Raw genomic sequence first — 22,531 nt, forward strand, 5'->3', positions numbered from 1 at the left:
CAAACCCTACCGAATATTAGTCTAAAGTAATATCTAAACCTAAACCACGTAATTCGTGAACCAATACGTTGAAAGATTCCGGAACACCTGGAGTTGGCAGATTTTCGCCTTTTACGATCGCCTCGTAAGTCTTAGCCCTTCCGATAACATCATCAGACTTCACAGTCAAGATCTCCTGAAGGATGTTTGCCGCACCAAATGCTTCAAGTGCCCAAACCTCCATCTCACCGAAACGCTGACCACCGAACTGGGCTTTACCACCCAATGGTTGTTGTGTAATCAATGAGTATGGTCCGATAGACCTTGCGTGCATCTTGTCGTCAACCATGTGTCCAAGTTTCAGCATATAGATGATCCCTACTGTGGTCGGCTGGTCAAACTTCTCACCCGTCAAACCATTGTTCAGGTAAGTTCTGCCCGACGCAGGTAAACCGGCTTTCGCAATCCACTCTTCCACCTCATCATGCTTAGCACCATCAAAAATCGGTGTTGCAAACTTCACGCCCAACTCTTTACCAGCCCAAGCCAATACAGTCTCGTAAATCTGACCAAGGTTCATACGCGAAGGTACACCAAGCGGGTTCAGTACAATGTCCACAGGAGTGCCGTCTTCAAGGAATGGCATATCTTCATCACGTACAATACGTGCCACAATACCCTTGTTTCCGTGACGTCCGGCCATCTTATCACCGACTTTCAATTTACGTTTCTTAGCCACATAAACCTTAGCCATCTGAACAATACCCGATGGAAGTTCGTCTCCAACGCTGATAGCAAACTTATCGCGTTTGTAAGCGCCAAGTTCTTCGTTTACACGAATACCATAGTTATGGAGAAGCATTTTTATCTGCTCATTTTTATCATCGTCAGTAGTCCACTTATATGGATTAATATGCGCGTATTCAAGCTCCGAAAGACTCTTTTGCGTAAACTTGGCACCCTTAGGGAACAACAGCTCTTTATAGACGTTGTACACACCCTGTGAAGTTTTGCCATTTACGATCACGAACAACTTATCCACAAGCTCGTTCTTAAGATTCTGCATAGCCAGTTCATACTTCTTATCGAGTTTTTCGATGGCCGACTTCTCTTCTGCTTTAGTGGTTTTCTTAGCCCTTGAGAAAAGCTTGGTGTCAATAACCACACCTTTAATTGAAGGTGGCGTTTTTAACGAAGCATCCTTTACGTCACCAGCTTTGTCGCCAAAGATCGCACGCAACAATTTCTCTTCCGGCGACGGATCCGACTCACCCTTAGGTGTAATCTTACCGATCAGGATATCGCCCTCTTTTACTTCAGCACCAATACGGATAATACCAGTCTCATCCAGATCCTTAGTCGCTTCTTCAGACACGTTCGGTATATCCGGTGTCAGCTCTTCTTCACCGCGTTTTGTATCACGGACTTCAAGTTCAAACTCCTCGATATGCAATGAAGTAAAGATATCCTCACGAACGATCCTTTCGTTAATTACAATCGCATCCTCGAAGTTGTAACCCTGCCAAGGCATGAAAGCTACCTTCAGGTTCCGCCCTAAAGCAAGTTCACCGTCCTGAGTAGCGTAACCCTCACAAAGTACCTGACCTTTAACAACCCGCTGACCCTTTTTAACAATCGGTTTCAGGTTGATACAAGTATTCTGGTTGGTCTTCTTAAATTTAATCAGCTTATATGTCTTGCTGTCACCCTCAAAAGATACCAGGCGATCGTTATCATCGCGCTCATATTTAATGACGATCTCGTTCGCATCAACATACTCAACTACACCATCTCCCTCAGCATTGATAAGTGTTCTGGAGTCACGTGCTACGCGTCCTTCCAGACCGGTACCTACAATAGGAGCCTCCGGGCGAAGCAACGGCACCGCCTGGCGTTGCATGTTCGATCCCATCAAAGCCCTGTTCGCATCATCATGCTCCAGAAAAGGAATCAAAGATGCCGCTATCGAAGTAATCTGGTTAGGAGCTACGTCCATCAGATCAAGCTTCTCCGGTTCGATAATCGGGAAGTCACCCTCATAACGTGCTTTTACACGCGGGGTAACAAAATTACCTTTGTCGTCATATTCGGCGTTAGCCTGAGCAATTGTCTTTCCGTCTTCATCTTCTGCCGACAGGTAAATAACAGGCTCATCAACAGCAACGATACCATTGTCTACGCGTTTGTACGGCGTCTCAATAAAACCAAGGTTATTGATCTTGGCATGCACGCACAGTGACGAGATCAAACCGATGTTTGGTCCCTCAGGAGTTTCAATAGTACACAAACGACCGTAGTGCGTATAGTGAACGTCACGAACCTCGAAACCTGCACGCTCCCTGGATAGACCACCCGGACCTAAAGCCGAAAGACGACGCTTATGCGTAATCTCCGCCAGCGGGTTAGTCTGATCCATAAACTGTGACAACTGGTTGGTTCCAAAGAACGAATTTATCACCGACGATAAAGTACGTGCGTTGATCAGATCAGTTGGGGTAAATACCTCATTGTCGCGGATGTTCATACGCTCACGGATGGTACGTGCCATACGGGCAAGACCTACGCCAAACTGCGCATATAACTGCTCGCCAACCGTACGAACACGACGGTTAGACAAGTGGTCGATATCATCCACCTCCTCTTTCGAGTTGATCAGCTTGATCAGGTATTTAACGATCGCAATAATATCCGCTTTTGTCAACACCTTAACATGATCAGGCGTATCCATTTTCAACTTGCGGTTGATCCTGTAACGTCCTACATCACCTAAATCATAACGCTTGTCAGAGAAAAACAAACGCTCAATGATACCTCTAGCAGTTTCCTCATCAGGTGGTTCTGCATTACGCAGTGCACGATAGATGTTTTCAACGGCTTCCTTTTCAGAGTTGGAAGTATCCTTTTGTAAAGTATTATATATAATCGTATAATCAGCTTGGCTGGCACCATCATCTTTAGATAAGATGATCGTCTTAACACCAGCGTCGATGATCATGTCAATATGGTCGTCTTCTAAGATAGTGTCCCTGTCCAGGATCACCTCGTTACGATCAATAGATACAACTTCTCCGGTATCCTCATCTACAAAATCTTCAACCCACTTTCTTAACACCCTTGCAGCAAGCTTGCGACCGATAAACTTCTTCAATCCTGACTTGCTCACCTTAACCTCATCGGCCAGGTCAAACAATTCCAGAATGTCTTTATCTGAATCGTAACCGATGGCACGAAGCAGGGTGGTAACCGGGAACTTTTTCTTACGATCGATATAGGCATACATGACGTTGTTTACGTCTGTAGCAAATTCAATCCATGATCCTTTAAACGGAATTACACGGGCAGAGTAAAGTTTAGTCCCGTTAGTGTGACGGCTCTGGCCGAAAAACACACCTGGCGACCTGTGCAATTGAGATACAATTACACGCTCTGCACCGTTAATCACGAAAGTACCCTTAGGAGTCATATAAGGTATGGTTCCCAGGTATACGTCTTGAATAATGGTTTCAAAATCTTCGTGTTCCGCATCATTACATGAAAGCTTAAGCTTAGCCTTCAACGGAACACTGTAAGTCAATCCTCTGTCAATGCATTCTGCAATGTCATAACGTGGTGGATCGATAAAATAATCCAGAAACTCCAGAACAAAAATGTTCCTGGAATCTGTGATCGGAAAATTCTCAGCAAACACCTTAAATAACCCCTCAGTATGACGGTTATCAGAAGTAGTTTCAATCTGAAAAAATTCTCTGAATGATTGCAACTGCACATCTAGAAAATCGGGATAATCTATGACATGCTTACTACGTGCAAAATTTACTCTTTGGTCGACTTTATTTGCCAATGGACTAAAGTTAAATTACTTTAAGAATAAACTATTTGTTTGGTTAGCCGCAAAACGATTTCACCAACCAAACAAGATGAAATGTTTATAAACAGGTATAGACTCCGACTATTCAGTCGGAGTCTATGTTAAAGTGATCGTAAAATTAAGTGATTACTTAATTTCAACTACAGCTCCAGCTTCTTCTAATTGCTTTTTCAAAGCCTCAGCTTCGTCTTTAGCAACACCTGCTTTAAGCTCTTTAGGTGCACCGTCAACTAAGTCTTTTGCTTCTTTCAAACCAAGACCAGTTAAGTCTTTAACCAGTTTAACAACTGCTAACTTCTGACCACCAGCTTCTTTCAGGATAACATCAAAAGTTGATTTTTCTTCAGCTGCAGGAGCATCGCCACCAGCAGCAGGTCCTGCAACAGCAACTGCAGCAGCAGCTGGTTCAATACCATACTCGTCTTTCAAGATTTGAGCTAGCTCGTTAACTTCTTTAACTGTTAAGTTTACCAATTGCTCAGCAAACGCTTTTAAATCTGCCATTTTTATAGATTTTTAAAAATTTACGTATAAAATAATTATTCAATATGAACTTTTAAGGAGTTCTAACCTTCTCTTTCCTGAAGAGTTTTTACCAGGCCTGCAATCGTACTTCCACCAGATTTCAATGCTGAAACAACGTTTTTAGCAGGTGATTGCAACAAGCCGATAATGTCGCCAATAAGTTCCTCTCTTGATTTCAGGCTTACCAAGGTATCCAGCTGATTATCTCCGATGAACACCGTAGAATCAATGTACGCTGCTTTAAGCACTGGCTTATCTGATCCTTTTCTAAGCGCCTTGATCAATTTTGCAGGTCCGTTACCAACTGTTGAGAACAACAGTGCTGACTGACCTTTTAACGCAACGTAGATATCTGATGCATCGCCTTCCAATCCTTCAATCGCTTTTCTGATCAAAGTATTTTTAGCTACCTGCATTTCAATACCGCTTTCGAAACATTTGCGGCGGATGCTGTTTACTTTCTCAACGGTTAAGCTGGAAGTATCGGCAATGTAAAAATTACCATACTCCTGCATTTTACCTTGCAGAGCAGAAACAAGTTCGTGTTTTTCTTCTCTATTCATAATTAGATCCCCGCTACTGATTTAGTTTCGATTGCAATTCCAGGACTCATTGTAGAGGATACGTGAATGCTCTTGAAGTAAGTTCCCTTAGCAGCAGAAGGCTTTAACTTAGAAATTACCTGAAGTACTTCTAAAGCATTCTCATAAATCTTCTCAGCCGGAAACGATACTTTTCCTATCGAAGCGTGTATAATACCTGTTTTGTCAACCTTAAAATCGATCTTACCACCTTTTACATCAGTAACTGCTTTACCAACTTCATTGGTAACCGTGCCCGACTTAGGGTTTGGCATCAGGTTACGCGGACCTAAAACCCGGCCCAGTTTACCTACTTTTGCCATGCAAGACGGTGTAGTGATAATAATGTCAACATCGGTCCATCCACCTTCTATCTTACTCACATATTCATCTAAACCTACGAAATCCGCTCCAGCTGCTTTAGCCTCTTCCTCCTTATCAGGAGTACAAAGTACCAGTACACGTACAGTTTTACCTGTACCGTGTGGTAAAGTAGCGATACCACGTACCATTTGATTGGCTTTACGTGGATCTACACCAAGGCTCACGTCGATGTCTACAGAAGCATCGAACTTAGTCATGGTGATGTCTTTAACCAAAGCAGCAGCATCCTTTAAAGAATACAGCTTTCCGGATTCTAGTTTAGCATGTGCCTTTTTTTGATTTTTTGTTAATTTAGCCACTGTTGTAAACTATTTTTTGTTAATTAATTAGTCCAGGGCGCGTCACCGCTAACGGTGATTCCCATACTGCGTGCTGTACCGGCAACCATGCTCATTGCCGACTCGATAGTGAAAGCATTCAAATCAGTCATCTTATCTTCAGCAATTGCTTTAACCTGATCCCAAGTCACCGAACCAACTTTCTTACGGTTGGGCTCAGCAGAACCGCTCTGAATCTTAGTAGCGTCCTTTAACTGGATAGCCACCGGAGGGGTTTTGATGATGAATTCGAACGACTTGTCAGCATAAACAGTAATTACAACGGGTAATACTTTACCTGGCTTATCTTGGGTACGAGCATTGAATTGCTTGCAAAACTCCATGATGTTAACACCTTTAGCACCCAGAGCAGGTCCTACCGGTGGCGATGGATTTGCAGCTCCGCCCTTGATCTGTAATTTAACAAGTGCACTGACTTCTTTTGCCATTTTCTGTTTTTGTTAATTTGTAAAACTCAATGTTAATGTTGGAAGCAATGTAACAATTAAGGTTTTTATATGGGAGGTATTACTCCTTTTCTACTTGCATATAGTTAAGCTCAAGCGGCGTTTTACGGCCAAAGATCTTCACCATAACTTTCAATTTCTTTTTCTCTTCGTTTACCTCTTCGATAACTCCGGTAAAACCGTTGAACGGTCCGTCCATTACTTTAACGTTCTCACCAACATAATAAGCAATATTCATTGTCTCACTCTGCTGGCTCATCTCATCGACTTTACCTAATATGCGGTTAACTTCCGCCTGACGCATAGGAACCGGATTTCCCCCCTTATCGCCTAAGAACCCTATAACGCTATTTACATTCTTAATAACGTGCTCAAGTTCTCCGTCTAAAACAGCCTCAATTAAAACATAGCCAGGATAATAGTTACGCTCCTTAGCTATCTTTTTCCCATCCTTCATCTGGTAATATTTTTCCATAGGAATCAATACCTGAGGAACAAGATGAGAGACCCCAAGACGGCTTATCTCAGAATCAATATACTGCTTCACTTTCTTCTCTTTCCCGCTAACAGCTCTAACTACGTACCATTTCAACTGATCGTTCATTCAGCAATTTAATTAGAAAGTGATTTATAAAAAGTATCTAAAACAAAAGTAGAACCCTTATCCATCGCAAATATCAGGCAAGCAATAATAAGAGAGGCTATCAAAACAAGTATGGCAGAGCTCTGCAAATTTCCCCAGGTAGGCCAGGTGACCTTCTGAGTCATTTCCTCATACGATTCTTTTATAAATTCAACTACTTTAGCCATAATTAATTGTTTGCACGGGAACAAGGATTCGAACCCTGATCAAAGGTTTTGGAGACCTCTATTCTACCATTGAACTATTCCCGTGTTTAGAACAAAGTACTTAGGCTATAACACCCAAGTACCTTGATCTTTTTATCTCATCCCGGTTATTATACTAACCTGAGACTACTTTAAAATTTCAGTTACCTGACCAGCACCTACGGTTCTACCACCTTCACGGATAGCGAAACGAAGTCCTTTTTCCATTGCGATAGCGTTGATCAACTTAACAGTGATGGTAACGTTATCACCAGGCATAACCATTTCAGTTCCTTCAGCCAGTGAGATCTCACCAGTTACGTCTGTAGTACGGAAATAGAATTGCGGACGGTACTTGTTGAAGAATGGAGTGTGACGGCCACCTTCAGCTTTTGACAATACATAGATCTCAGCTTTGAAATCAGTGTGAGGAGTTACAGAACCTGGCTTGCAGATAACCATACCACGGCGGATATCAGTTTTCTCAATACCACGTAACAATAAACCTACGTTATCACCAGCCTCACCATAATCAAGGATCTTACGGAACATTTCCACACCTGTTACAGTCGACTTCAGGTTCTCAGCACCCATACCCAGGATCTCAACAGGATCTCCGGTGTTGATCTGACCACGCTCGATACGACCAGTTGCAACAGTACCACGACCAGTGATCGAGAATACGTCTTCAACAGGCATCAAGAATGGAAGGTCTGTCAAACGTGGAGGAATTGGAATGTAGCTGTCAACAGCATCCATCAGTTCCATGATCTTAGCAACCCATTTCGGATCACCATTCAAGCCACCAAGAGCAGAACCTTGGATAACAGGAATATCATCACCAGGGAATTCATAGAATGATAACAATTCACGAACTTCCATTTCAACCAGTTCTAACAACTCAGGGTCATCAACCATATCCACTTTGTTCATGAATACAACCAATGAAGGTACACCTACCTGACGAGCCAATAGAATGTGCTCACGAGTTTGTGGCATCGGACCATCTGTAGCAGCTACAACGATGATAGCTCCGTCCATTTGCGCAGCACCAGTAACCATGTTCTTCACGTAATCCGCGTGACCTGGACAGTCAACGTGTGCATAGTGACGGTTAGCAGTTGAATACTCAACGTGTGCAGTGTTAATGGTGATACCTCTTTCTTTTTCCTCAGGAGCTGAGTCAATCGAATCAAATGAACGCGCCTCAGATAAACCTGCATCAGATAACACTTTAGTGATAGCTGCTGTTAAGGTTGTTTTACCGTGGTCAACGTGACCGATTGTGCCGATGTTTAAGTGCGGCTTACTGCGGTCAAACTTTTCTTTTGCCATGTTTTTATACTTATTTGTAGGTTAACTTTTATTATTTGTTGTTTTGATACCTTCAATACAAAAAACCTTGTCCGCTCTGCTTTAACAGATCTAACAAAGCCTTTAATTTTATTTGAGCCAAAGATGGGACTTGAACCCACGACCTCTTCCTTACCAAGGAAGTGCTCTACCGCTGAGCTACTTCGGCTAATCTCAGCTTGCAATCCATCATACTCAATGCGCTGCGGACTGCCCACCTTTTTTTTTGTTAGAGCGGAAGACGAGGTTCGAACTCGCGACCTATAGCTTGGAAGGCTATCGCTCTACCAACTGAGCTACTTCCGCTTCTTTTTTGTGGGGAGAGAAGGATTCGAACCTTCGAAGTCTTGCGACAACAGAGTTACAGTCTGTCCCATTTGGCCACTCTGGTATCTCCCCAAAAAAAGAGCCTCCTATCGGGATCGAACCAATGACCTACTGATTACAAGTCAGTTGCTCTACCAGCTGAGCTAAGGAGGCTTATATATACTTTACACCTTAAAAAGCGTAAGCATATTATAATTTTAATCTTTCATAGAACATTCCATTTATCTTTAGCACCAACGCCCTCTCTGAAATGGAATGCAAATCTACAAGAATAAAGGAACTGCGCAAAATTATTTTCAAAAAAAATGGCGGAATTTTATCCGCCATTTCTCTATTTGCAAGGTTTTCGAAATATCTGGCTAATAATCAGACAGTTCATTTTCGACGATCAATGCTTTATGTTCGCTCAATTTTGCCCGGGTCTTATCCTTATGTTTGGTGATCTGCTTTCTTAAGGATTCAATGGCCAGATCTGTAGCTTCTTCGAACGACTTGCACTGCTCTTTGGCGAACATTGTCCCGCCAGGCACAATCAGTTTGATCTCACTTATCTTGTTCGCTTCATCTTCTACGTTTTCAAGCTTGAGATATACTTCCCCGCTGATGATCTGGTCGAAGAACTGATCAAGCTTATCTACCTTCCGTTGGATAAAGTCTAACAACTTCTTGTCTGCATTGAAATGGATCGACTGAACTGTAACTTTCATATTTTCCTCCTTTTTTATGCCTTTGGATGGGCGAGTTTATAAATTGATTTTAATCTTTCTATAGTATTATGCGTGTATACCTGAGTGGCAGCAAGACTTTCGTGCCCCAGCAATTCCTTTATGGCATTCAAATCCGCACCACGATTCAGCAGGCTCGTCGCATAAGAATGCCGCAAAACATGCGGACCCTTCTTCTTCTGAGTTGAAATATATGTTAAATAACGGCGGACAATTCCATACACCTGACCTCGGCTCATAGGGAGACCTTTATTAGTAACGAACAAAGCATACGCGTTAGTACTGAATTCCTGTATTGATTTTAAAACAATAAAATCCCGTAGCTCATCAGAGAGTAATTTAGTAAGCGGCACCACGCGCTGCTTGTTGCGCTTACCAGTCACCGTGATGCTGCAATTATATTTATCGACATCCTGCTCCTTTAGCGCCAGAAGCTCAGAAACCCGTATTCCGGTGCCGAACAACACCTCCAGGATCATCCGGTCCCTCACCGAGGAAAAACTTTTGTCGAATATATCTTCAGAGTCGAGCAGCGTATTCATCTTCTGATCATCTACAAAGACAGGTACCCTGGCTGGCACCTTCGGTGTCCTGATCTGTCTCACCGGGCTTACCTTCATTTCTCCTTGTCTGACCTGGTACTTATAAAAACTCCGCAATGCCGAAACCTTTCTGTTGACAGAACTTTCGGCAACACCATTCTCCATCAGCCAGGCTACATAAGCCCTGACATGCACAGGTTGAGCCAAACCCACCTCAAGTTCAAACTCACTCGTTAAAAAGCCAGCGAACTGATCCAGGTCATTCTGATACGCACCGATAGTATTGGCAGAATATCGCTTTTCGTGCTGCAGGAACTTCAAAAAATGGTCAACAAGCATATTCATAGCGCACAATTCAATAATGTCAATATCGTTAAATCTTAATAAAGAAACCAAATTAAAATGCAAAAAAAAGCCCCGCGGTAGTTCACTGCGGGGCTCTATATTTTGGCATCAAAAGAACTAAATCGTTCCTTCCATTTGCATATTCTGCTTATATATAGCGTGTTTAACCTCTGTACGACGAGTAACAGATTTTTTTTCGTATGCCTGACGACTGCGAAGCTCTCTTAACACACCTGTCTTTTCAAACTTCTTCTTGAAACGTTTCAACGCTTTATCTAATGATTCGCCGTCTTTAATATTGATAATGATCATAACGTAAAAATACCTCCTCTCGTTGTTTTTAGGATTGCAAAGATACAATTAATAACTCATAATCAAATAAAAACATTTAATCTTTCAGAACTTCGCGGGCAATCACAATCTTCTGTATCTCAGAAGTACCTTCCCCTATGGTACACAGCTTGCTGTCACGGTAAAATTTTTCCACCGGGAAATCTTTGGTATAGCCATAACCGCCAAAAATCTGTACCGCTTCCGTCGAAGCCCTTACCGCCACTTCCGATGCATAATATTTGGCCATGGCCGACTCTTTAGTCACCGGCATATGCCTGTTCTTCAAGTCTGCCGCCTGCCTGATCAGCAGTTCCGCTGCTTCAATCTCCGTAGCCATATCAGCCAGCTTAAAACTGATACCCTGAAAATTTGCGATCGGCTGACCGAACTGGTGCCGTTCCTTAGCATACGCAACAGCAGCTTCATAAGCGCCCCTGGCGATACCCAAAGAGAGTGCCGCAATAGATATCCGGCCCCCGTCGAGCACCTTCATCGCCTGCTTAAAACCCTCCCCTTCCGTTCCCAGAAGGTTAGCCTTCGGCACCCGGCAGTTATCAAAGATCATCTCTGTGGTTTCCGATGCCCGCATACCGAGCTTATTCTCCTTCTTACCCGCCATAAATCCCGGCGTACCGCGCTCAACCACTATAGCCGATATACCACCGGAACTTCCCTTCTCGCCAGTCCGCACCATAACCACGGCCACGTCGCCGCTCTTTCCGTGAGTGATCCAGTTCTTAGCTCCATTAATTACATACTCATCCCCTTCCAGCACCGCTGTAGTCGTCATACGCAGGGCATCAGAACCTGTATTTGCCTCCGTGAGCCCCCATGCCCCAATCCATTCTCCAGTCGCCAGCCTGGGCAGCCAGCGCCTTTTCTGTTCCTCGTTTCCGAATGCCAGGATATGCCCGGTGCATAGCGAGTTATGCGCAGCCAGGGAAAGTCCAACCGAACCACATACTTTCGCCACCTCCACAATCACATCCACGTATTCCTGGTAGCCAAAACCCGAGCCGCCATATTCTTCAGGCACAAGCACCCCCATCAGGCCCAGTTCGCCAAACTGTTTAAAGAGTTCCACAGGGAAATGCTGACGCTCATCCCAGTCCATTACCTCAGGCCGAATATGGCGCTCGGCAAAATCACTTACCATACTCCGGATCATACGCTGATTCTCCGAAACAGCAAAACTATAACCTGATTGATTCTCTGTCATTTCTACCATATTTTTATACTTGATCCCGGCAATAATAATTAAATTAAACTACACCGGCACAGCGTAAAAGTTTGGCTAAAAACAGAATGAAACAGTATTTGGTTCAGAAACCTAACCCGGCCATTTTCCATCGGCGCTTAGCAGCCGCTATTTTTTTTAAAAATTATTTGCAGCGCCTGCGGGTCAAAACGATATCAACGCATGTATCTCATCTGCATACGGCTTCAGCTTATCCCGTCCGTTCAGGAAATCCAGCGCAATCACGAACGAATATCCCGCAACCACAGCTTGAAGCTTGGACACCAATTGTGAGGCCGCGACCACAGTACCGCCAGTAGCGAGCAGGTCATCATGGATCAAAACTTTTTGTCCAGGTTCAAAGGCATCGGCATGGCACTCAATTGTCGCACTTCCATATTCCAGATCATAACTCTGCTCAACCGTGGTGTACGGCAACTTACCCGACTTCCTGATGGGCACAAACGGCACAGCCAGCGACTGGGCTAGTGCCGGCCCGAACAAAAAGCCCCGGCTTTCTATCCCGGCCACCACGTCAACGTCCAGTTTGCGGGCTTCGGAAAACAAAGCCTCGTTTATCCTGGCGCATAACACAGGGTCTTTCAGAATCGGTGTAATATCTTTAAAAACAATACCCGGTTTGGGAAAATCGTGTACGTCTCTCAGCGCAGCTCTAATGGCATTTTCAATCATAGCTCAAAAGGTTAAATACGGCACCACCCTTTCAATGATGTCGGGAGTCAAAATAGCTATTTTTGCTAAATCTGCAGCATGCCCATAACTACCATGCTGATTGCGGTATTCAATCAGCGCATTTATCTGCTTATACCTCAGATATGGAAGCCTTTTCAGTGTGGCATGATCGGCCGTATTGATATTGATTTTTTTTAGCTGAGTAACATCTATACTCACCTGAGGGGCAATCTGATTGTAACGGACCGAGTCCAATCCAAAGACTTCCAGCAGTTGTTCCTTTTTAAAAAAACCGCCCAAGCGCTGTCTGTACACAATAATCCGCCGGGCAAATGCCGGCCCTACCCCATCGATCTCGCAAAGGCGGGTACTGTCGGCCGTGTTCAGTTCAATGACTTCCCGTGTACGGACAGGCAGTCCTACGCCAGGCATTCTTTCACCCAGCTTTACAACTACCTCCTGCTTTACAGGCGCATCAATCCGCACGAATGGCACCAGGCGCTGATACTGAACTTTGCTGATCGTATACATCTTCTGCAAGTCCTCCGGTCTTTTAAAACTACCGCCAGCCGTTACATATTTAACAACGGCCGCAGCCTGCCTGGGACTAAGCCCCAGGCGCTCCCAGTCATCCACTTGCATTTTATTCGGATCAAAATAGAACAACCGGACAGCGGTCGGCCGCGAAGCGGTCGCTAAAACACTTCCCATGTCACTGGTCCTATTATGGTAGCCAACACGTTCAGAAGCTACCAGCGCTTCAATCTCCGCCCGGAAGGTCTCGCGCTCCTTAGCGGAAATTTCTGCTGATGGCGAAAAAAAGTAAGGGCACAAAGCGAGGGCCGCAATCAGGGCAATTAGAAAAAGAACAGCATTAAACTCCCGCTTAGATAAACTAAAATATTGATTAATCCATTGTCTCATGTCGACTAAATTATATCTAAATTAGCTTATACGGTGAGCGAACTCATAAATCTTCGTATTTTTGAAAACAATACCAAACACCACCAATCAATGAAAATCATTACCACCCAGGAGTTCGCCAAAGCCACCAAAATAGACAAACTAGGCGTACCCGGCTTAGCCGCCCTGCTCATGGAGATCATGAAGCTCAACGATATCAATAAAGTTTTCTCACAAAACAAAGATTTCAGCGGTCTGGAGTTCGTGGACAAAATATTAGAAACGATTGGTGTTTCCATCGACTTCGATGAAGATGACCTGAAGAACATCCCTAAGACTGGCGGTTTCATCGCCATCGCCAATCACCCTTACGGCGGAATTGAGGGACTGGCACTGGTAAAACTGCTTTGTACGGTCAGACCTGAAGCTAAAGTCATGGTCAACTTCATCCTGAAGAAGATCCCCAACCTCAGCGAATTCTTTGTAGCCGTAAACCCCTTTGAGAACGTTCAGCATTCCTCAAGCATAAGCGGATTGAAGGCTACGTTCGACTTACTGCAATCGGGTGTACCGATAGGTATCTTTCCGGCGGGAGAAGTCTCCACCTTCAGCCTGGACAAACAGGAGATCACAGACCGCTTATGGCATCCTGTAGTCGGTAAACTGATCGCCAGGGCCAAAGTACCCGTGGTGCCCATCTATTTCCATGGCAACAACGGCGTATTGTTCAATATCCTAAGTTTCATTCACCCTACGCTCCGTACGGCCAAACTACCTTCCGAGTTCCTGAATAAGCAAGGCCTTAAAATCAGGGTACGGATCGGTAAGCCCATCAATATAGAAGATATCTCCTATCGCAATAACACCAATAAGCTGCTCGACTTTTTACGCGCACGCACCTATGCACTGGGTACGGGGCTCGAAGAAGAAAGAAAGCTCTTTAACCCGATCAGCCTGTTCAAGATCAAGAAAAAACCCGAACCTGTTGTAGAAGAGACCGAGCGGCATATCATCAGTGCCGAAGTGCAAACGCTTGAAAATTTCCGCGTCTGGACCGAAAAGAACTACGAAGTATATATCACACCTACCTCCAACATCCCCAATATACTCAAGGAAATCGGCCGATTAAGAGAGATCACTTTCCGCGAGGTGGGGGAAGGGACAAACAAGAAGATCGACCTGGATAATTACGACATTTATTACAATCACCTTTTCATCTGGGACAAAGAGCAGGAAAACATTGTCGGCGCCTACCGCATCGGCCGTGGCGATGAAATCCTGAACACCATGGGCCGCCGGGGCTTCTATCTTTCTGAGCTCTTCAAAATCAAGGAACCCTTTTACCCTATTTTGCGCAAAGGCATAGAACTGGGCCGGTCATGGATCAGAAAGGAATATCAGCAAAAGCCCCTTCCCCTGTTCCTGCTATGGAAAGGCATATTAAAGTACCTGCTCGACAATCCGCAGTACCGATATATGTTCGGACCGGTCAGCATCAGTAACAGCTTCTCCAAGTTTTCCAAGTCGCTCATCGTAGACTACATCACCAAAAACCATTTCGACTATGAGCTGGCACATTATGTGAAGCCAAAGAATAAGTTTAAGGCCGACCTCTCGGCCATCGATAAAGACCTGCTCATTGAAAGCAGTGAGTCACTGAAGGACCTCGACAGCCTCATATCAGATATCGAAAACTCACATATCAAGATTCCCGTACTGCTCAGGCAATACATGAACCTGAATGCCAAGATCATCTGCTTTAATATCGATCCTAAGTTTTCTGATTGCCTGGACGGCTTCCTGCTCGTGGACACTCAAAACATCCCGGCCGAAATGCTGGAGAAAATAGGCAAGAATATTTAAGCGGGTACCCAGACAGATACAGATCCGCCATTCACCTTAAAGTCGCCCCAGCCTTCGTCGTTGATCAGCACCTCGCCTTCCACGTGGCCGAGAATGTCTTTAAACGTCTTGCCAGCGAAGGCCTTTCCCATTTCCATCGCCTTTACCCTTTCAGCTCCATTCGTAAGAAGCACGGCGCAGCCAGAACCCTCATGTTCCTCGTCGCCCTCACGCGTCCAGCCTAAACACTGCGGGTCATCCATATAATCGCGCTGCATGCCATAAGCTAGTTTTTTTCGCACATGCAGCATTTCCTCTAGTCCGGTCATTCTTTGCATGGTCACTTCATGTGCGTTGCCGTCGCCCCCTGTATCCTCATATTTGGAACCATACAAATCGGCGTAGAAAACGCAGGGATATCCTGCCTCCCGCAGCAGGATCAAGGCATAAGCCAAAGGCCGGAACCAGGGCTCAACAGTTTGTTCCAGCGACTGAAGCGGCTGTGTATCATGATTCTCTACAAGCGTTACAGCCAGTTCAGGCCTGGCCTGCAGCAGCGTATTGTCAAAAATAGTCCGCAGATCATAACCATCACCTGCTTTAGAAGCGGCATGAAAATTAGCCTGCAAAGGAGCATCAAACAAAGACATCCGGCCTTCCGTAACCTCAATGTATCGCAGCAATCCAGCCAGATCGCCTGGCGCCCAATATTCGCCCACCGTATAAAACTCTTCCTGGTATTCAGAACGCATAAAATCAAGCCACTCATTGAAGAACTGCGGATCCATATGTTTTATAGCGTCTAGCCGAAATCCGTTGAAACCAACTGTCTCATAAAACCACTTTCCCCAACGCTTCAGTTCCTCCCGCACATGCGGATTACGATATTCGATATCGGAAAGCATTAAATAATCGTAGTTACCAAACTCATCAGAGAGCACCTCCTGCCATCCATCCCCATATTGGTTCTGTATCCGGTATATAGCCGTCTCATCATTTCGCGCATCATAATCAACCCCTGCGAAGCATTGATGGTCCCAGATAAACTCAGAATACCTGCCTTTTCTTCCGGGAAAGGTAAAACGAGTGAACGCCTCGATCACATAAGGCTCGCTGATAAATTCATTCCGGTTGTCCGGGTTAACCTTCCGCACCGTTACTTCTTCAGTCTCATCAGCACCACCCATATGGTTCAGCACAATATCCGCATAAACCTGCAGACCAGCTTCCCGCCCTGCCTTAACTGCAGCCAAGAATTCATCCTTCGTACCATATTTGGTACTCACACTTCCTTTCTGATCGAACTCACCGAGGTCATAAATATCATAAACATCGTAGCCCGTTGACTCGCTTCCATCCATACCCTTATGAGCTGGAGGCAGCCAAACACTATCTATTCCAATGCCTTTTAACCGTTTCGCTTCGCTTTTAAAGAAATTCCAGAGACTGCCGTCGGCCGGATAATACCATTCAAAAAACTGAAGCATTGTGAAGTTTTCCATATCGAAACGTAATTCAGGTGTGGTAGCCAACGTGCACAAACTGTACCAAAACATAAAGCCACGACATCCATCGTGGCTTTATGTTATCAACTAAACCTAAACGTATAAATACTAACCAAATATTTACACCACAAAAGTAGAGCTGATGTATTAAGTCATTGTTAACCTCTAGTTACGATTACACTAAAAATATAACAAACCGATCGTAGCAACATATGTTAAATTTATGTATATTTAGTATAACCAAATCATTAACTAAAACATTATGGGCAGGTTAAAATTGTTTTATATAGCAGCTATACTGACAATAATAACAGTTCACGCCCAGAGCCAGACCAGGAAGCTGACGATTAGTTATGAATTTTCCGACAAAACTTTCAACATAGCGTTGGATTCGTCTGTCCTTGTACCTCAACCGGATTCACTTTCTACAGAGTACATTGGGTCTTGCTATGAAAAGCTTGTGACTGAAGCCGCAATTGCTCCTATCATAGATACATTACTGAATTATAAGGAAGCGAATCGACTAAACGACTGGCTTTATTATCAGCTAGTCCGTCGGGCTGCCCAAGCTATCAGCCCCAAACAAAATTCCTATGAGCGTTACACCTTTTATAAATGGTTCCTGATGGTTAAATCGGGATTCGATGCAAGACTAACGATCAGTGACAAACGATTGGTTTTCTTTGTGTATAACAATGAAAACATCTCCGATATTCCTTCTATTAACGTAGGAGGCAGAAAATACATGTGCCTAAATTACCACGATTACTCACATACAGACTTTACGCGGGTGTCGTCGGATTATATGATTGGTCTTCCCACAGCCAAGGGGGCATTTTCTTACAAGGTTACCTATATGCCCAATTTTAAGCCGTCGGCCTATATCGACAAGCGGCTTTCCTTTCAATACGGACACAAGTCTTACCATTTCGACATCAAGGTCAACCAGGAATTAGAGGCCATCTTTAAGAACTATCCAGGGGTCGATTTTGAGTATTATTTTAATATACCCTTGACAAAAGAAACATATAGTTCCCTTATACCAATGCTTAAGAGCAACGTTAAGGGTATGTCACAAAAAAAAGGTGTGGACTATCTGATGAAGTTTACACGACATGCGCTTTTGTATGAAGATGACACCAGGCAGTTTGGAAAAGAAAAACGTTTATCTCCTGAACAAACACTATTCTCCAGTGCCAGTGATTGCGATGACCGGGTCGCGCTGTTTTTCTACCTTGTTAAGGAGATCTACGACCTGCCCATGATTGCTATGTTGTATCCTACACATATTACAATGGCTGTACAGTTCGATAAACCTCAGGGGCAGCCCGTCATTTACAAAGACAAACTTTACACGGTTTGTGAACCAACTCCTCAACGCAAGGAGCTTAAGCTAGGAAAACTGGCAGCGAAATACAGAAATACCCCTTTCCAGGTTGTATATGCTTATGAGCCATCAAATAAAAAAGCGGGTGCCATGTAAGTACCCGCTTTTTTGTTCGCAAAGTGAAAAGACTATCTTTTATCTGTTCTCACCCATGCTGCGTTGGTCCAGTCATTACCTGCTTCAACTGCACCTTTATAGTTAGCTGCCGTAAAGAAAGTTCCAAGCGTAGTAGGATTTACGGCGCCAGTTGCAGTAGAACCAACAAATACTCCTGTGATATATGCTGGCTTCGCATTAGCTTCGTTCACAGTGTTTGCATAAGCTGCATTCAGAAACATATTCACACCGTTAAACACCGGACGGGTTCCACCTGTAGGTGTAGTATGTTTAAATACGAAAGCTTTAACATTTGAAATATCAGAGTTTTTGATTGCCAGTGAACCATCCGCCATGTTAGCTAAAGTTCCATCATGCTCTACATCTATTCCGTTGTTGAAATTGTACACAACGAAATTGTGAAGTTTTCCTTTAGTACCTTCGCGGAGCTTAAGTCCCAGCGTCTTTCCAGTTTCTGTTGCTGAAGTCGGGTCATCACCAGTTTTTGCAGTTGTAGAACCAACTAATGTCACATTCGAAATAGTGGGATTTGAGTATGGGTTAGCTGCATTATTTTTATTGCTGTTGTCAGCCTCCATCCCTCTGTCGGCCACACCATCTGCCTGTACACCCACAAGGAATTGAGCATTTCCGCTCCATCCGAATGTCCAGTCAAATGTATCATCTTGTGCACCGTATGCGAAAAGATATTTCACGTTAACAGTACCGCCAAACCATTCAAAAGCATCGTCTCCTCCTCTGTAAACAGCCAGGTGCTCAACAACAGTACCGCGGCCAACGCCTTCGAACGTAAAACCGTTATGTTCCTTATCAGCCGTTTGCTTTTTACCAGTAAATTCCACACGAACATACTTAAGAACACCGGAGTTATCATCCGCATTTTGACCGCCATAAGTTACGCCTGCACCCATTTCAGAAGCAATCCTGCCACCTTCGCCGTTCACCGGAGCATTACCGCAGATAATGATTCCGCCCCAATCCTGTTCTTTCGGAGCAGCGGCACCGGATGTAAAAATGATAGGACTTGAAGCCGTGCCTTCAGCCATAATCTTAGCTCCTGGCTCAATAAGTAAATAAGCTGTTGTTGGCTCCGTTGCGTCAGACTTCACAACCACGCCCTCCTGTATGGTAAGTGTTTTGTTACTCTTAACGTGTACTCCTCCTTTTAAGGTATAGGTATTCCCTTTACCCAACGTCACATTTTCCGTGATGTTGCCAGTGATTACAGAACCATTTGGAAGAACTCCGGTTAAATCACCACCGTTCTCGACCTTGTCTTTTTTACATGAAGTAAAAACTGAAGCTCCGGCTAATGCAGCGAAGAAAAAGACCTTTGAAATTTTTGATGTATTCATTGTGTTTTATTTGCTTTAATTTTATGTTACAAAATAACCGGTCTACTATTAAGCGATAATTAACGTAATGTTATTAGACCGGTATTTTTGTGTTAATGAATTGTTAAAGACTAGAAGGTGTAGTTCAGATTGATTCCCACGTTAGTACCTTTCTTATACTCATTATAAGATAGATTATTGTCATTAAACTCCTGCTGGAACTTCACTGTAGGGTTTAGTATATTACCAACACTTAAGTCTAGCCCTATCCTGCTATTGATCTTAGTGTTAACGATGAAATCCAGCGTATTTACCGGCATCTCGTATATGTCGCCTGCCTGCTGCGCGCCAGCAACGAACAACCGCTTTCCGAAAACATTGTATGTTACCGTAAAAGTGGTATTTGATTTTGCCGACCATTCTTGACGGTAACTGTAGTCCAGATTTACCAGATAAGGAGATGCCCCAAAAAGTGGCCTTGATCTGTTCGTCGGTGCTATAGGTTTCGCCGAAGTATTGATCGTCTCATCAGACACTTTGATCTGACTATAAATATACGAAGCATTAATTCCGGCCGACATAGCCTTCAGAACTTTGGATCCTGAGCCGAAAATGTTTCCGACGTTTCTGTTATACTCAAATTCGAGCCCGGCCACTATTGCCTGATCGGTGTTAATATAAGTAAACAGAGGATCGGCAGAATTCACCTGGCTAAGTTCGATCGGTTTATCAATATATTTCCCAAAAGCACTTAGCGCGACAAGCTCACTGTTGCTTGGGTACCATTCATACTTTAGATCTGCATTATAGTTCGAACTATTTACCAGATCTGGGTTACCCTCGCCCTCTGCGATACCAAATCCAACGTTATATCGGAAAGGCGCAGCTTCCACAAACTGGGGCCTGGATATGGTCCGACTTGCTGCAAATAATATGTTGGAGCTTTCCGTGAAATTGTATTTAAGTGTTGCTGCTGGAAGGATATCTATATTATCAAGCGTATTCACCTGATAAGGGGAATCATAGGTTTGGTTACCCGTTTTGAAGTAAGTATTCTGATTTGAATACTCGCCACGCACTCCGGCGATTAACTTCAACTTGTTATTGAACTGAAAATTAAAGTTGACATAAGATGCTGCAACAGAAAGATCGGCCTCATAGTTATTTGGTGCAAAGTAACTTTCCTGATAACGGAATGTCGCATTATCCTCGCCGCTACCTAAATTACCGTCATTGAGATACTGATCTACCTGATTTACCATGAGTGTTGGACTCAGACCGATCTTTGTATCAATCTGCCTTGACCCGAATACCCTGTTCTTATGTCTTCCCTGAAAACCAAATTGTAGCGTTTTAAAGATCGCGTCCTCATTTTTAGAGACCAGTTCAAAGGATACATTTCCTGAGAAATCATCCTCTTCCAGGTCAGCAAAAAACCTGTGATTATCGCTGGTATTAAACTTCAGGAAAGAATATGTTCCGTTTTCATTGTCTATAAAGCTATTCTGTACCCTATCCGGTGTACTGCCTTTGATGTTGGCGTATCCAAACGCAAACTTTAGCTTCAGACGATCGCTCAGGCTGTTATTTCCGGAGAATTGCGTGTTCAACAAAGAGTTCTGGACATAAGCGTCCCGTCGGGCATATATATTGCCGCTCAAATCATTCTTGAAACCGTTCTGATCAAAAATATCGTTGCTTGAATCGTTCACATAGACACCAGTGATCGAGTAGCTATTATTATTTTTAGTCTTATAGTACAGGTTCAGCAAGCTGGAGGTATTTGTCGTGAAACTATAGCGCCTCGTGTTATAAAAATAATCCGGAGCCTGTTGCGCATTGTAAATAGCGCTAACGCCATCATTGAAGCGATAATCATTTTTATAAGTGACATTTGCCAAAAAACCAACTTGTGATCCGCTTTCTAACGTGTACAGATCACCGCCAGAAAAGTTAAAGCCAGTACTTACCGGAGCAGTCCTTTCTTCAGGTGACCACGCTGTATTGAAACCGGGCGCGTTGGCCGGACTGGTAGATTCAAATACCCTTGTACCTGCTACACGGGCCGGTAACTCACGGTCACCTCTAGCAAAGCCTAGATAATTAAGGGCACTTCCTTTAGTCGATAAAAAATCTTTTCCTGTGGTAATCGAGTTGTAACCTGAAGAGATACCAACTTTAAAGAATCCCTTTTCAGGATAGTCTTTAGTCACTATATCTATCGATCCTCCTGAAAAATCACCGTACAACTCAGGTGAATATGATTTTGTTACACCAATATTTTTAACAAGGGAAGATGGAAAGATATCCAGAGGAATAAGTTTAAGATCAGGATTGGTGGAAGGGATAGGCAGGCCATTCAGTGTGGTATTATTATACCTGTCGCCCAGCCCTCTGACAAACACATTTTTATTACCTACTACAGAAATACCAGCAATTTTGGTTACGCCCTCGCTAACATTCGACAAACCTTTTAATGCTAGTTCCTGCGCCCCTATCTTTTGTATAACAAGTGTAGAATTTTTACGCTCAACATTCAAAGCCGCCGCATTTTCGCGATTAACTTTAGCGGTGATTTGTACACTTTGCAGCGATTGTCCTGCTTCTTCTTCAAGCATTACGTTTACCGTGACGAGCTTGCCGCCGGAAAGAGTGATATCTGTTATTTCGGTGGGCAGGTAGCCGACATAACTCACCTGAATAGTGTAAGTACCGTCAGATAAACCAGACAGGATGTATTTCCCGTTAGCATCTGTAGCCATTCCCCGGTTCGTGCCTTTTAACTTTACAGAAGCACCGACGACCGTTTCGCCTGTTTTTTTGTCTGAAACTGTACCGGATATTCTGCCGGAATCCTGTGAAAAGACAGTAGTACTGAAGATAATGCCTGCAATCAGCATTATCAGGGCTTTAAGATTTAGTTGTGATTTCAATTTGCT

The 22,531-nt window shown here is 43.9% G+C and carries 19 protein-coding genes and 5 tRNA genes; 2 read left to right on the forward strand and 22 right to left on the reverse strand.

Going from position 1 to position 22,531, the window contains the following annotated elements:
• Positions 1–16: 16 nt before the first annotated feature.
• The 19 genes from rpoB to QEP07_RS06960 form a co-directional block, all read right to left on the reverse strand.
• Positions 17–3,820, reverse strand: a complete 3,804-nt coding sequence (gene rpoB, locus QEP07_RS06870) for a DNA-directed RNA polymerase subunit beta (RefSeq protein ID WP_256004214.1) — start codon at positions 3,818–3,820, stop codon at positions 17–19.
• 153 nt (positions 3,821–3,973) lie between these two features.
• Positions 3,974–4,351 carry a 50S ribosomal protein L7/L12 gene (gene rplL / locus QEP07_RS06875; protein WP_256004212.1) on the reverse strand — a complete coding sequence of 126 codons (378 nt, stop codon included), beginning with the start codon at positions 4,349–4,351 and terminating at the stop codon, positions 3,974–3,976.
• Positions 4,352–4,413: 62 nt separating this feature from the next.
• The gene (rplJ, locus tag QEP07_RS06880; RefSeq protein ID WP_256004211.1) at positions 4,414–4,935 is read right to left on the reverse strand and encodes a 50S ribosomal protein L10; all 522 of its coding nucleotides are present in this window, start codon (positions 4,933–4,935) and stop codon (positions 4,414–4,416) included.
• 2 nt (positions 4,936–4,937) lie between these two features.
• Complete coding sequence (rplA, locus tag QEP07_RS06885) at positions 4,938–5,636, reverse strand: 50S ribosomal protein L1 (protein ID WP_256004210.1); 699 nt, start codon at positions 5,634–5,636, stop codon at positions 4,938–4,940.
• Between the two features lie 23 nt (positions 5,637–5,659).
• Positions 5,660–6,103 (reverse strand): 50S ribosomal protein L11, encoded by a 444-nt coding sequence (gene rplK, locus QEP07_RS06890; RefSeq protein WP_256004209.1) that lies wholly within the window; start codon positions 6,101–6,103, stop codon positions 5,660–5,662.
• Between the two features lie 79 nt (positions 6,104–6,182).
• Positions 6,183–6,725 (reverse strand): transcription termination/antitermination protein NusG, encoded by a 543-nt coding sequence (gene nusG / locus QEP07_RS06895; RefSeq protein ID WP_256004208.1) that lies wholly within the window; start codon positions 6,723–6,725, stop codon positions 6,183–6,185.
• Positions 6,726–6,733: 8 nt separating this feature from the next.
• Positions 6,734–6,931 carry a preprotein translocase subunit SecE gene (gene secE / locus QEP07_RS06900; RefSeq protein WP_256004207.1) on the reverse strand — a complete coding sequence of 66 codons (198 nt, stop codon included), beginning with the start codon at positions 6,929–6,931 and terminating at the stop codon, positions 6,734–6,736.
• 13 nt (positions 6,932–6,944) lie between these two features.
• A tRNA-Trp gene (locus QEP07_RS06905) sits at positions 6,945–7,015 on the reverse strand.
• A gap of 81 nt (positions 7,016–7,096) precedes the next feature.
• Entirely contained in the window at positions 7,097–8,284 is a 1,188-nt protein-coding gene (tuf, locus tag QEP07_RS06910; RefSeq protein ID WP_256004205.1) for an elongation factor Tu, read from the reverse strand.
• Positions 8,285–8,399: 115 nt separating this feature from the next.
• A tRNA-Thr gene (locus QEP07_RS06915) sits at positions 8,400–8,471 on the reverse strand.
• Positions 8,472–8,535: 64 nt separating this feature from the next.
• Positions 8,536–8,608, reverse strand: a tRNA-Gly gene (locus QEP07_RS06920).
• Positions 8,609–8,618: 10 nt separating this feature from the next.
• Positions 8,619–8,701: transfer RNA gene (locus QEP07_RS06925), tRNA-Tyr, on the reverse strand.
• 8 nt (positions 8,702–8,709) lie between these two features.
• Positions 8,710–8,782: transfer RNA gene (locus QEP07_RS06930), tRNA-Thr, on the reverse strand.
• 206 nt (positions 8,783–8,988) lie between these two features.
• Positions 8,989–9,336, reverse strand: coding sequence for a ribosome hibernation-promoting factor, HPF/YfiA family (gene hpf, locus QEP07_RS06935; protein ID WP_256004204.1), 348 nt, complete (start codon positions 9,334–9,336; stop codon positions 8,989–8,991).
• A 14-nt stretch (positions 9,337–9,350) separates the two neighbouring features.
• Positions 9,351–10,241, reverse strand: a complete 891-nt coding sequence (locus QEP07_RS06940; protein ID WP_285009203.1) for a tyrosine-type recombinase/integrase — start codon at positions 10,239–10,241, stop codon at positions 9,351–9,353.
• 117 nt (positions 10,242–10,358) lie between these two features.
• A complete protein-coding gene (gene rpsU, locus QEP07_RS06945; protein WP_256004201.1) occupies positions 10,359–10,553 on the reverse strand; it encodes a 30S ribosomal protein S21 in 195 nt (64 codons plus the stop codon).
• A gap of 76 nt (positions 10,554–10,629) precedes the next feature.
• Positions 10,630–11,793, reverse strand: a complete 1,164-nt coding sequence (locus QEP07_RS06950; RefSeq protein ID WP_350223362.1) for an acyl-CoA dehydrogenase — start codon at positions 11,791–11,793, stop codon at positions 10,630–10,632.
• 183 nt (positions 11,794–11,976) lie between these two features.
• A complete protein-coding gene (locus QEP07_RS06955) occupies positions 11,977–12,504 on the reverse strand; it encodes an adenine phosphoribosyltransferase (protein ID WP_285009205.1) in 528 nt (175 codons plus the stop codon).
• A 3-nt stretch (positions 12,505–12,507) separates the two neighbouring features.
• Positions 12,508–13,428, reverse strand: a complete 921-nt coding sequence (locus QEP07_RS06960) for a ComEA family DNA-binding protein (protein WP_285009206.1) — start codon at positions 13,426–13,428, stop codon at positions 12,508–12,510.
• 90 nt (positions 13,429–13,518) lie between these two features.
• On the opposite strand from QEP07_RS06960, the gene QEP07_RS06965 reads away from it, so the two are divergent.
• Positions 13,519–15,270 (forward strand): bifunctional lysophospholipid acyltransferase family protein/GNAT family N-acetyltransferase, encoded by a 1,752-nt coding sequence (locus tag QEP07_RS06965; RefSeq protein ID WP_256004194.1) that lies wholly within the window; start codon positions 13,519–13,521, stop codon positions 15,268–15,270.
• On the opposite strand, the gene QEP07_RS06970 is transcribed toward QEP07_RS06965, so the two are convergent.
• Positions 15,267–16,751, reverse strand: coding sequence for an alpha-amylase (locus QEP07_RS06970; RefSeq protein ID WP_285009207.1), 1,485 nt, complete (start codon positions 16,749–16,751; stop codon positions 15,267–15,269). The genes QEP07_RS06965 and QEP07_RS06970 overlap by 4 nt on opposite strands.
• Positions 16,752–17,016: 265 nt before the next feature.
• On the opposite strand from QEP07_RS06970, the gene QEP07_RS06975 reads away from it, so the two are divergent.
• On the forward strand, positions 17,017–18,237 hold the full coding sequence (locus QEP07_RS06975) for a hypothetical protein (RefSeq protein WP_285009208.1): 1,221 nt from the start codon (positions 17,017–17,019) through the stop codon (positions 18,235–18,237).
• A gap of 32 nt (positions 18,238–18,269) precedes the next feature.
• On the opposite strand, the gene QEP07_RS06980 is transcribed toward QEP07_RS06975, so the two are convergent.
• The gene (locus QEP07_RS06980; protein ID WP_256004187.1) at positions 18,270–19,613 is read right to left on the reverse strand and encodes a beta-helix domain-containing protein; all 1,344 of its coding nucleotides are present in this window, start codon (positions 19,611–19,613) and stop codon (positions 18,270–18,272) included.
• A 110-nt stretch (positions 19,614–19,723) separates the two neighbouring features.
• On the reverse strand, positions 19,724–22,525 hold the full coding sequence (locus tag QEP07_RS06985) for a TonB-dependent receptor (protein ID WP_285009209.1): 2,802 nt from the start codon (positions 22,523–22,525) through the stop codon (positions 19,724–19,726).
• Positions 22,526–22,531 lie beyond the last annotated feature (6 nt).

Origin of the sequence: Pedobacter faecalis (assembly GCF_030182585.1) — a bacterium.
In the GTDB taxonomy this organism is placed as follows: Bacteria; Bacteroidota; Bacteroidia; order Sphingobacteriales; family Sphingobacteriaceae; genus Pedobacter; species Pedobacter faecalis.